11 protein-coding genes and 1 pseudogene are annotated in these 11,158 nt (G+C 68.3%); 7 read left to right on the top strand and 5 right to left on the bottom strand.

Translation table 11 applies throughout. The features are described from left to right. Positions 1-278 (bottom strand): alpha/beta fold hydrolase (locus VGR06_RS14650; protein ID WP_327559617.1); only part of this gene is annotated, 278 nt, incomplete at its 3' end. A 67-nt stretch (positions 279-345) separates the two neighbouring features. Next, positions 346-606 carry a hypothetical protein gene (locus tag VGR06_RS43890; protein ID WP_414637261.1) on the bottom strand — a complete coding sequence of 87 codons (261 nt, stop codon included), beginning with the start codon at positions 604-606 and terminating at the stop codon, positions 346-348. Positions 607-1,009: 403 nt separating this feature from the next. Here VGR06_RS43890 and VGR06_RS14640 point away from each other — a divergent pair, with 403 nt between their 5' ends. Genes VGR06_RS14640 through VGR06_RS14630 form a run of 3 tightly spaced genes read left to right on the top strand, consistent with a single transcriptional unit; the run spans position 1,010 to position 3,102 of the window. Continuing rightward, positions 1,010-1,933, top strand: coding sequence for a hypothetical protein (locus VGR06_RS14640; protein WP_327559615.1), 924 nt, complete (start codon positions 1,010-1,012; stop codon positions 1,931-1,933). Then, the gene (locus VGR06_RS14635; RefSeq protein ID WP_327559614.1) at positions 1,930-2,505 is read left to right on the top strand and encodes a hypothetical protein; all 576 of its coding nucleotides are present in this window, start codon (positions 1,930-1,932) and stop codon (positions 2,503-2,505) included. The genes VGR06_RS14640 and VGR06_RS14635 overlap by 4 nt, the downstream gene beginning before the upstream one ends. Before the next feature lie 39 nt (positions 2,506-2,544). Next, entirely contained in the window at positions 2,545-3,102 is a 558-nt protein-coding gene (locus VGR06_RS14630; RefSeq protein ID WP_327559613.1) for a hypothetical protein, read from the top strand. A gap of 522 nt (positions 3,103-3,624) precedes the next feature. On the opposite strand, the gene VGR06_RS14625 is transcribed toward VGR06_RS14630, so the two are convergent. Further along, a complete protein-coding gene (locus tag VGR06_RS14625; RefSeq protein WP_327559612.1) occupies positions 3,625-3,942 on the bottom strand; it encodes a hypothetical protein in 318 nt (105 codons plus the stop codon). 204 nt (positions 3,943-4,146) lie between these two features. Continuing rightward, positions 4,147-4,710 (bottom strand): hypothetical protein, encoded by a 564-nt coding sequence (locus VGR06_RS14620; RefSeq protein ID WP_327559611.1) that lies wholly within the window; start codon positions 4,708-4,710, stop codon positions 4,147-4,149. Between the two features lie 86 nt (positions 4,711-4,796). Between VGR06_RS14620 and VGR06_RS14615 the strand changes: the two genes are divergently transcribed. From VGR06_RS14615 to VGR06_RS14600, 4 genes and pseudogenes are all read left to right on the top strand, one after another. Then, a complete protein-coding gene (locus VGR06_RS14615) occupies positions 4,797-5,324 on the top strand; it encodes a helix-turn-helix domain-containing protein (protein ID WP_327559610.1) in 528 nt (175 codons plus the stop codon). A gap of 347 nt (positions 5,325-5,671) precedes the next feature. Beyond that, the gene (locus VGR06_RS14610; RefSeq protein ID WP_327559609.1) at positions 5,672-6,610 is read left to right on the top strand and encodes an ABC transporter ATP-binding protein; all 939 of its coding nucleotides are present in this window, start codon (positions 5,672-5,674) and stop codon (positions 6,608-6,610) included. Then, positions 6,607-7,968, top strand: coding sequence for an ABC transporter permease (locus VGR06_RS14605; protein ID WP_327559608.1), 1,362 nt, complete (start codon positions 6,607-6,609; stop codon positions 7,966-7,968). The genes VGR06_RS14610 and VGR06_RS14605 overlap by 4 nt, the downstream gene beginning before the upstream one ends. 4 nt (positions 7,969-7,972) lie before the next feature. Beyond that, positions 7,973-10,719: pseudogene (locus tag VGR06_RS14600) on the top strand (alkaline phosphatase family protein). A gap of 129 nt (positions 10,720-10,848) precedes the next feature. Here the strand turns inward: VGR06_RS14600 and VGR06_RS14595 are convergent. Continuing rightward, a partial coding sequence (locus VGR06_RS14595; RefSeq protein ID WP_327559607.1) for a transcriptional regulator occupies positions 10,849-11,158 on the bottom strand: 310 nt, incomplete at its 5' end.

The following is an 11,158-nucleotide window of genomic DNA, read 5'->3' as shown; positions in this document are numbered from 1 at the left end:
ATCATGGGCGCGACCAGGATGAGCAGTTCCACCGCCACCCGGTCGCAGACGAGCGGGGCGGTGAAGCCGCCGAGCGATTGCGCGACGACGATGAGATTGGTTCGGTCGCCGATCGCGCCGACCACGGTGTCCGCGTACTCGGGCAGGCCCGCCGAATCGTCGTCGCATGGAAGATCCGGCGCGATGGCCTCATGACCTCGTGCACGCAGTTCGGCCTCCACGAGATGCCAGTACCAGCCGACATCGCCAGCGCCGTGGATCAAAACGAACGTGGCCACACCCAGTCCCCTTTCCGCTGCTGAGATCGCGATCGAAACCGCCACAGCCGTCTGGCTTGTGGTGAGGTTAGGCGACGGTGCTGACATTCTCGGCTGCGTCCCCGGGCTGCCTGGCGGCAGTATGTGGCCGAGGCTGGCGGGTCGTTAGAGCAGGGATCGGCGCAGGTCTTGCAGGAGCCGGAGCCCAGCTGGGGTCATGGTGAGGCCGCAGCCAGCCGCGGGAGGCGCGGTCGAGCACGGCCCAGACGATGCTGATGCAGCTGGTCTCGCCGGGGAAGCGGCCGATGACCTTGGCGCGGCGGCGGGTCTCGCCGAAGGCGCGCTCGATGAGGTTGGAGTGCCGGATCCGCTGATGATGCTCGGCCGGGGAAGCGCAGGTAGGCGGTCAACCCGGCCCGGTCGGTGTTCAGGATCTTCGTCGCGGCCGGGTAGGTGGCCCGGTATCGGTCGATGAACTCGCCGATACGGTGGTCGATCAGCTCGACCAGCTGCGGGCCGGGCTGCGTGGTGAGGCCGTCGGTGTCGAAGATGGCGAGGGTGGTCTCGACGTCCCGCACGTTCAGTCCGCGCACGAACGAGGCGATCACCAGGGCGATACTCGTACGGACACGGGCCTGGTCCTTCCTTCGAAGACTTGGCGGTCTCGAAGCGGAACCCACGCCCGTTCCTCATTTACACCGCTCCCTGGACGCCACCCAGAAATATCGATACATACCTTGTACCTTCTCCGCGTGATCGAAACTCAGGCACCTCCACCACCGCAGCGATCCCGCGCCGGCCTGGCCGTCGGAATCGTCCTCCTGGTCTTCGCCGTGCTCGGCGCGCTGATCGCTGTGATCATCCAGGCTGACGCCGGCGCTCGAGCGAAGCAGGCGCAGCGCACATCCGCCAGCCACTCGCCGCTGGACGTCGAGCGTGTTGCGCAGGCCGTGGCGGGCAAGCGGGCGAAGGCGTTGCTGGCCGGCGATGAGCAGGGCTGGCTCGCCGACCTCGATCCGGCCGCCAGTGACCTGATCGCCGCGGAAAAGCAGCGGTTCGCCAATCTGCGCCAGCTCGCGCCCCCGGTATTCTCCCTGGACGCCTCGTACTTCGACCGCGGCACGCACCCCAACGCGCTGTTCGTCCAACAGGTCTTGCAGCTGTCCTCCGACGTGCGCCCGACCAGGAACACCTTCGAATGGAACTTCCGCGTGGCAGGAGACCGGGTGCTGATCACCAGGGCCGAGGCGTTTCCCGGCTACGGCGGACTGACGTCGGACGCCGACTCCGGCGCCACACGCAACGTGCCGTGGGACAGCGTGGCACTGCGCTCGGCCACCGCCGCACACGTCACCGTCCTCGCGCCGGTCGCCAGCCGATGGGACCCACAGACATACCTGCCCGCGGCCGTCCGCGCTGCGGGGCTGGTCCGGTCACTGTGGATGAACCGGCCCGCTGCCCCAGGGTTCTCCGTCTTCCTCGCCGACGACCAACAGTTCGCGACCTGGTTCGCCTCCGGCGAGAAGGAAAAAGCACCGTTGGGTACGCGATCTTCGGTCAGATGGTCGATGCCGACGGCCAGAAGCGGCTGGCCCGGCCGAACCGTGCTCTGCCCGGTCCCGGCGAAGCAATGTGGAAGGAACGGACCGCCGGCGCCCGGATCGTCCTGCGGATGAGCGAGATCGCATCACCGGCCGAAGCCGAACCGATCATGGCGCACGAGATGGCCCATGCGATCGGCCCGAACCTCTTCCAGAACTTCACCACCGACGAGGCCATCACCGACCAGCCCACGTGGGCGCTCGAGGGATTCGCACGCTGGGTCGAGCACCAGGCCGAGCCCGGATCGGCAGCTCGCGGCCGCGCCTACGTCCGGCAGAACCGATCCCGGTACGCCCCCGCCGGCGACCACAACCTGCCGCCCAACGCCGGCTTCTACAGCCCAGACGACAAGCGCACGCGTTTCAACTACGAGCTCGGCGCGGCTCTCTTCGGCGCCATCGAGCAGGTCGGCGGAAACAGAAGGCCGTCGACGTCTACATCACGCTCACCAACGCCGGCAGTTCCCTCACCGATACCCGGCTATTCCTCGACGGTGAGATCGACGAGTGCGGCGTCGACTCCAACCAGGTCTGGGCGCGCATGCCCTGAAACTATGGCTGGACCGCCGGTGGCCCGGTGCGGTTCGTTGCGGGCGTTCGCTCACGCGCCGCCGGTCTACCCGCCTACGCCGACCACGGCCGAATAGCCGCGCGCATCGTCTGATCCAAGGGGGTTGAATGGCGTCATGGAGGTCACCAAGGACGGACAGACCTGGCGAATCGGCACCGCCCACGACGTGGACTGGATCGCCGGCCAGACCGCGCACGGCCGCTCGGTGACCACGGCCATCCCGCCCGTCTTCGACGCCTACGCCACCTTCTACCCACTCGAGAACATCTCGACCGCGGCTCACGAACAAGCCGTCGTGGGCGAGCTCACCCGGCACACCGCCGCACAACCATGGTGGCTGGGCTATCTCGCGACCGGCGCTCACGACATCGTCTTCAGCCACGTCCCAACGGTGACGCTCTACTGGGACTGGCACTACGTGCTCGTCGAGGCCGGACCCGAACAAGCCCTCGCCTGGCGGACCGGACACATGCGCAGCGCAGCCGGATCGCTGCCCGACCTGTTCTTTCCCGCAGACCGGTCCTGGCTGGTCTCCGCCCTCTGGGACGACAGCTGGACCTGCATCGGCGGCCCCGCCGACCTGATTGACACCCTCCGGCAGAACCCCCTGGTCAATGCCCGACGGGTCCAGCCCCACGAAGACGCCCTACCCCCAGGGTTGACACGCGACTGAGAACTCGGACCGGCCATCGCTCGAGACGATCCAGGTCGAGCTCAAACGGCCGCGGTCCACCGGGCCGGATGACGGTCAGCCGGCGTCGCGGAGCTGGAACGCGATCAGGCCAGCGATGACCGCTGCGGCGGCGTACAGGGACAGCACGCCGAGCCCGGCCCAGGGCCCGATGTGTTCGGCGGCGAGGTTGCGCATTGATGAGTCCTATGTAGAGGACCGTGCCGATGGCCGCCCGGCGCGTCAACGGTCAGCCAGAGACGCGAGTTCTTCTACGCCACACTGGCAGAGGCGCAAGAACACCTGTTGGAGTTGACCGGCAGCCCGCTTGAGTACGAAGAAATTCCCGAAGCGCTAGAGTTTCGACAGAGCCTTACCCAGGCGCAAAGGGAACCTACAGCCGCATAGCTAGTTGGTCCTTGCGGGCCGACAAACGCGAGCTGCGATAGAGCTTCGCCATTGTCTTCCGGTCAGTCTGGCGGATTCGCTCGCGGGTCACGCCCTGCTCCCGCCTGGCATCGGCCGCTACCAGATCGACTCGTACAAGCCGTGACCGAGCGCTCGCGCGGCTTGCTCGCGGCTCAGGTCGGGAAACCGCTCGGCGATGGCGTCAACTGCCTCGGCACGGGTGGCCTTCCCGTCGCGCAGCAAGACCGCTTGCTGGTAGGCAAATGCACCCACCTCGTGCCGTCGGGCCTGGTTGAGCTGATCGTTCGGCAAGGGCCGGCCGCCGCCGAGGACCACCCGGATCCACGCGACGAGGCCAGCCATGGCGCCATGGTCGCACGTCGATGCCACCTCCACCATCTGCGCCGGGTCCGCGGTCGTCAGCGCGGCCAGCAAGGACTGTGATCTGGAACCGGAATGCCCTGGGGGCAGGCCACCACCGGGTAACACAGGGCGCGGATCATTCCTCAATGCGGAAGCAGTCGCCGTGCCCGCCGCGTGCCCGATGGAGCGGGCAACAGCGGTGAACAAAGGCCCTCCCGGCACCCGCTCGGGAATGAGGGCCAGGTCAGGACACGTTCCGGACCTGGCCCACGACGGTCAGCTCGGGAAACGCGGGCGGTAATCGCGGCTCACCTGGTGGACCTTTCGATAGCCCACAGTGCCGAGCAAGACCGCGGCCGCGAGGGCGGCGAGGACGCCGGCGATGGTGCGCAGCACGACCCCAGCGCCCACGGCCTGGCAGACGACCGCGGTCAGCACGCCGGTGACGACGGCGTCGATGATGCCCACGATGACGGGCGATCCCGAGAGCCAGTGGGTCAGGCCGACCCGACTGCGGTAGCTATATGTCTGCAGCAGGCCCGGCTCGTCGTCGTGATGGCTTGCGACAAAGTACGGCTCCAGCTCCGGTGCGAGCTCGAGGTAGGCGTGCCGTAGCCGGTTCATGCCGATCACCAGCCAAGCGTCCTCGATATCGGCCTCGACCAGGCGTAAGTACGTTCCCACGCCGACGAGCAGGACAACGGGGAGGATCAGTAGCGCGAATGTCCGGAAGTCCTGCCCGAAGCCGGTCGCGTTCGCCACCAGCGAGAGTGCGATGACGGTGGCCGAGAGAACGGTCAGATAGGTGCCGGTCCGGCTGAAGATCTCGTTCCAGGTCATGCTGCGGGTGGCGAGCAAGCTCCAGTGCTCGGTCGCCAGGAACTGCGCATGCGGTGGGTTCCCGGTGGCTTGGAGGCCGTCGAGGGATGGCGGCGTTCTCACCGGCGGCTGCTGCCTCATCCGATCTTCCATGGTCGTACTGCCCTTCCGCGACAGCCACGGACGCGCCCGGACGTCAACCCTACGTCAGACGATACCGACGGATCATCATCGCCAGCATCGTCCGCTATGGGCCTCAGTCCTCCGAGTGCCGGAGAGGTAAGCATGACTCCGTCCGGGTGCGCCGGACGTTGATCATCATGGCGTCGGCGTCGGGCACGCCGGTGCCGGCGATCGCCAGGCTGGTCGCCGCAGATGAGGACACGGTGCGGGGTGTGATCCACCGGTTCAACGAGATCGGTCTTCGCGCGTTGGACCCTCGGTGGGCGGGAGGCCGTCCCCGCCGGATCAGCGACGACGATGAGGCGTCCATCGTCGCGACGGCCAAGGTGCGTCCGGGCAAGCTGGGGCGCCCGTTCACCCGGTGGAGCCTGCGGAAACTCGCCGACTACTCGCTGGCCGGTGGACCGCTACGCCGCGGCTGCCTGCGCCAGGGGGCTGATCCGGCCGCATGACCGGGTGAGCGGACCCCTTCGGCCGGCCGTAGCAGGTACGCGACCCATCCTTCGCATTATCGGACCCTGTCCAGGTCGAGGTTGGCTCGCAGCGGCAGGATGGTGAGGCCGTACGCGTCCCAGGCGATGTGCACCGCCGCGGATGGGTTGCCGTCGCCTGTTCAACCGTCCGCACCGTGGCTATGCAATCCCGCCGTCGAAGAGGTGCCGTCGAATATCGACGGCTAACAGCAGGTATCGGTGGGGTGGATACCGGTCGTCTCTCGTTCCATGAACATCAATCAGCTGTACCTACCAGCTTTGTGTGCGGTCCCTAAGTTCCTTGAGGGCTACGAAGGAAGGGACTCATGGGCGCACTCATCGCCGTCCGGGCTCGCGGAATCACCAAGTGTTTCGGCGACGTCGTCGCACTCGACGGCATCGATCTCGATGTGGCACCGGCGCAGATCCACGGCTTGGTCGGGCCGAACGGCGCCGGCAAGACGACATTGCTCGGCCTCCTGCTGGGCCTGGCCGTTGCCGACAGCGGCCGCCTCGAGATACTGGGTACGCCGGTCCGGCGTGCGCTCGCGGCTCCCGACTGTGTCGCCGGCTTCGTGGACGGCCCCGGCCTCTACCCTTCGCTCACCGCCAGGCAGAACCTCGCCGCGCTGGCCGCCCTCCGCGGCCGCGACGCGCGGACAGCGGGGATCGACGACGTGCTCGACCAGGTCGGGCTCACCGATGTCGCCGACGACCGGGCCCACGGCTTCTCCCTCGGCATGCGGCAGCGGCTTGGGCTCGCCGCCGCCCTGCTCACCAAACCCCGGCTGCTCGTGCTCGACGAACCTTCCAACGGTCTCGACCCGACCGGCAAAAGACACGTACACAGTGTCCTCACCCGGCTCGCGACGGACGGAACCAGCGTCGTTCTCTCCAGCCACCGCATGGACGACGTCGAGGCACTGTGCTCCGAGGTCACCATCGTCGCCACCGGACGGGTCGTCTTCTCCGGCCCGCTGAGCAAGCTGGCCGCCGAGAACCGTGAACTCGACTACCGGCTGCATACCTCCGACCCGCGGGCCGCCCGCCGGCTGGCTGTCGACACGGCCGGGATCCGCCTCGTCGACGACGGGGCACGGCACCAGGCCGAGGTGCTCGTCGTGCGCGCGCTGGTGCCCGCCCTCGACGAACTGGTGGTGCGGCTCGTGCACGCGGACATCGCGGTGCGTGAGCTCGCACCCGTGGTGTCGCCGCTCGAGGCTGCGTTCCTCGCCCTCACCGAGCAGCAGGAGGCCGGCCGATGACCGCGACCATCGCCCACGACCACGCTGCCGTTGCCCGGCCCGTCTCGGTAGCGCGCGGCTACCGCTTCGAGCTGGTGAAGCTGATCTCGCAATGGCGGATCCGCTTGCTGGTCCTCGCCTGCTGGATCGCGCCGGCGCTCTTCGTCGCCGCGGTGAGCCAGCAGAGCTCACTCCCGGTCGACACCCTCTTCGGTCGCTGGATGCACGCCACGGGGTGGGCCGGACCGCTGGTGATGCTCGGTTTCGCGGGCACCTGGGCGCTCCCGCTGCTGACCTCGGTGGTCGCCGGCGACGTGTTCGCTTTCGAGGACCGGCTCGGCACCTGGCGCCACCTGCTCGTGGCGGTCCGGTCGCCTCGACGGATCTTCGCAGCGAAGGCACTGGCCAGCCTCACCGTCATCCTGCTGCTCGTGGCCGGGCTGGCCTTGTCCAGCGCGGCCGGCGGGGTCGTGGCGGTCGGCAATCAGCCGCTGGTCGGCCTCGACGGCCACCTGCTGACGCCGTCGGACGCCGCCGGAAAGGTCCTGCTCGCCTGGGTCTGCGTACTCGCCCCGACCCTGGCCCTGGCCGCGATCGGGCTACTCGGGTCCGTCGTGCTGGGGCGGTCGCCGATGGGACTGCTGCTGCCCGCACTCGTCGCGCTCGCGCTGCAGCTCGCCCAGATGCTGCCGCTTCCCGTCGCCGTACGCCTCGCCCTGCCTGGCTACGCCTTCATCGCCTGGAACGGTCTGTTCACCAGCCCGACACAGCTCGGCCCACTCCTGATCGGCATCGTGGTCAGCCTGGTGTGGGCCGGGACCGCGACAGCACTCGCCTACCTGCTTTTCCTGCGGCGCGACTTCACCGACCTGACCTACGACGGCTCGGCGCGCCGCGCGGTCGCCGCCGGAGTCCTGCCACTCGTCGGGCTGGTCGCCGTGACGGTCGCGGTCGTCGCCGCGGCGACCGCGACCACCACGGGCTCCGGGATCGAGCGGGACAAGGTGCAGCGCTCGGTCGCCACGGCATTCGCCCGCCTCTACCGCCTGCAGACCAAGCAGCTCAACCGCCCCGACGTCACCGAAGCGCAGCTGAAGGCCACGGCGACCTGCAACAGGGGCGGCGGCAACGTCGCCGCCCAGGGGCCGGGCAACGACTGGCGTTGCGTCATCTCCTGGCATCTCCCCGACGTCGAGGCCGCAGGGACGGCCATCTACCAGCTCGACGTCACCGCTGACGGGCGGTTCGTGGCCGATGGCGACGGACCGAAGGAAGTGAACGGCTACTTCCTGGTGCGGACCCCGATCGGGGACGCACCGAACCCGCTCTGGCAGTTCGACGGCAACGTCGAACTGCTCCCTACCGCCCCGAAGGGATAGCTCAATGCAGGTAACACGCCGCCGTCGGCGTGTCGAGGAGGACCAATCCGGCCGTCGACGCATCGGCCGCCGGATACCCCTCGTCACCGCAGCCACCACCGCTGTCGTCGTCGCCACCGGCACCGGCATCGCGTTCGCCCAGACGCACCAGTTCGGCACCGACCAGGTCGGCCAGACCACCGACCAGGGCCTGGTCGTGTCCGACGACCAGTACGTCAACCCGATCGGCAAGCGCCTCGTCATCAACAACGGCAAGATCATGTCGTCCTCGATCAGCCCAGACGGCACCCACCTCGCGGCCTCGGTCACCGACGGTGGAATGGCGCTCGCCATCGTGGACCTGGAGAACTGGAAGGTGCAGCAGGTCGTCGGCAACAACGCGGCGGCGAATCTGCGCATCAGCGCAACGACGTGGGCCAGGAAGGCCCCACGTACTCGCCCGACGGTTCGCAGCTGTGGCTGGGCCAGACCAACGGCTACCGCACGTTCACCGTGAACCCGGACGGCACCCTCGCCAACCCGACGTTCATCACGATCCCGCAGGACGGGCCCAAGCGCGCGCTGGTGGGCGAGGCGGTGTTCTCGCCCGATGGCTCCACCGTGTACTCCGCGGTCAACGGCCAGAACCGGGTGGTCGCCATCAACGCGGCGACCGGGGCCATCCAGCAGAGCTGGGCCGTGGGCAACGCCCCGCGTGACATGATCAAGGTCGGCACCAAGCTCTACGTCAGCAACGAGGGCGGGCGGAAGGCGTTGCCCGGCGATACCACGATCAACTCCTACAACACCCAGGTGCCGGCCGACCCGGTGACCGCTGCCACCACCACCGGCACGGTCAGCGTCATCGACCTCGCGAACCCGGCTGCCGCCGTCACGAGCATCGACGTCGGCCTTCACCCGACCGCCCTGTACGCCAACAACGGGGCGCTGTTCGTCACCAACACGGCCACCAACGACGTGTCCGTGATCGACACAGCCAGCAACACCGTTGTCCAGACGATCGCCACCCAGCCGTGGCCGGAGGCGTCGGTGGGCTACGAGCCCGACGCCGTGACGCTCACCGAGGACGGTCACCTGCTGGTGACGCTCGGCCGCGCCAACGCGGTCGCCGTCTACCGGTACACGACCCCGCAGGAGCCGGTCAGCTACGTCGGCCTGCTCCCGACCGACTACTTCCCCGCGGAGATCGCCACGGTCGGCAACGACGTGCTGGTCTCCAACACCCGTGGTATCGACGCCCGCCGGCCCACCGGCAGCGCCGGGCACGGCACCCGCGACACGACGTCGAGCCTGCAGCGGTTCACGCTGCCGAGCGACCGTGTCATCAGGTCCGAGACCGGCAAGGTCTTCAGCCAGAACGGCTGGACCGCCGGCTCGGTCACGCTGGCCAAGGGCAATGGCGCCAAGCCGGTGCCGGTCCCGGTGCGGCTCGGCGACCCCTCGACGATCAAGCACGTGTTCCTGATCGTCAAGGAGAACCGGACGTACGACCAGATGTTCGGTGACGACTCGCGTGGCGACGGCGACTCGACGCTGGCGGAGTTCGGCGAGAACGTGACGCCGAACCAGCACGCGATGGCACAGCAGTTCGGGCTGTACGACAACACATACGACATCGGCACGAATTCGGCCGAGGGTCACAACTGGCTGATGCAGGCTGACGACCCGGAGTACACCGAGTCCTCGGCCGGTGAGTACACGCGCAGCTACGACACCGAGGACGACGCTCTCGGCCACCAGCGCTCCGGCTTCATCTGGACCGGTGCGCAGGCGGCGGGCAAGACCGTCCGGGATTTCGGCGAGTTCCACCAGTTCCTGACCAAGCCGGCCGGAGCGAGCTGGCAGAACCTGTACTGCGACACCAAGAACATGGCGGCGACCGGGCAGGACACCGCCTACCCCATGGTCTCGTCCTCGCCGATCCCGTCGCTCAACACGGTGTCGGTGCCCGGCTTCCCGAAGTTCGACACCAGCGTCCCGGACATCTACCGGTACGAGATCTGGAAGCGTGACTTCGAGAAGAACGGACCGGCGAACCTGAACATGTTCTGGCTCTCCAGCGACCACACCGGTGGTCCGCCGAACGCGGCCGCTCAGGTCGCAGACAACGACCTCGCGGTCGGCAAGATCGTCGACACGATCTCGCACAGCCGGTACTGGAAGGACTCGGCGATCTTCGCCGTGGAGGACGACTCCCAGGCCGGCCTCGACCACGTCGACGGCCACCGTGCCCCGATCCAGATCATCAGCCCCTGGGCCAGGCACGGGGTCGTCGATAACCACTACTACTCGCAGATCACAATGATCCGGACCATCGAGCAGATCCTCGGGATCCACCCGATGAACCAGAAGGACAGCGCGGCCAGCCCGATGCGGGCGGCGTTCACCCAGAACACGAACTTCACGCCGTTCATCGCGCTGCCCAACCGGACCTCGCTGACCGCGGGTCTGACGACCCCGCCTGCCTGCGGCCCGGACACCCCAGCGCCGCAGGACCCCCATGCCGCGCCCGCGCCGTCGGCGACGGTGCCGGCGGACAAGCAGCAGGTCGCGGCGAAGTGGGACGCCTGGAAGTCGCAGCAGCGGCTGACCGGGCCCGACGCCAAGCCCGACTTCGCGAACCCCGCGCAGATGAACCACTTCACGTGGTACCAGACGCACGATTGGACGAAGCCGTACCCCGGCGAGAACAAGATCTTCGCGCCGGAGAACGTGCCGGGCGCCTACATCCCGTCGTCGGAGTCCGACTGACCTAGGCTGATCCCGTCAAGGGGCCCCTGGCCGGCGTCACCGCCGGCCAGGGCCTTTCTGATCCCAGCCTTCGCCCGCCTGGTCGCAATTCGCAAGGTCGAAGGACTCCCGGCCGGTCGGTTGGTGTCGCTACTGGCCGCCGGCCGTCTCGACCCGGGTGATCAGCAGCTTCAGCCGTGTGATCTCCTCGGCGAGCGCGGCGTGCCCGGATCCGGTGAGTGTGATCCAGGTACGGGCGCGCCGACCGGCGTACCCTTTCTCCACCTCGACGAGACCGGCCGCCTCGAGCACGCCCAGATGCTGGGAGAGGTTGCCGGCGGTCAGCTCCAACTGGGTGCGCAGGTAGCCGAACTCCACCCGGCGCGCCTCGTGCGCGATGGTGAGGATGCCCAGGCGGACCCGCTGGTGCACCACGTCGTCGAGCCCGTTGACCGGGTGG

This window comes from Actinophytocola sp., assembly GCF_036002505.1.
Classification (GTDB): Bacteria; Actinomycetota; Actinomycetes; order Mycobacteriales; family Pseudonocardiaceae; genus DASYTH01.
This window is presented reverse-complemented; position numbering and strand designations above follow the sequence as displayed.

Excerpts from the sequence above, each read along its gene's own strand:
- VGR06_RS14635 (WP_327559614.1), top strand. The coding sequence starts at position 1,930 with ATGAGCGAGATCGCATCACCGGCCGAAGCCGAACCGATCATGGCGCAC.
- VGR06_RS14630 (WP_327559613.1), top strand. The coding sequence starts at position 2,545 with ATGGAGGTCACCAAGGACGGACAGACCTGGCGAATCGGCACCGCCCAC.
- VGR06_RS14620 (WP_327559611.1), bottom strand. The coding sequence starts at position 4,710 with ATGACCTGGAACGAGATCTTCAGCCGGACCGGCACCTATCTGACCGTT.
- VGR06_RS14615 (WP_327559610.1), top strand. The coding sequence starts at position 4,797 with ATGGCGGCGTTCTCACCGGCGGCTGCTGCCTCATCCGATCTTCCATGG.
- VGR06_RS14610 (WP_327559609.1), top strand. The coding sequence starts at position 5,672 with ATGGGCGCACTCATCGCCGTCCGGGCTCGCGGAATCACCAAGTGTTTC.
- VGR06_RS14605 (WP_327559608.1), top strand. The coding sequence starts at position 6,607 with ATGACCGCGACCATCGCCCACGACCACGCTGCCGTTGCCCGGCCCGTC.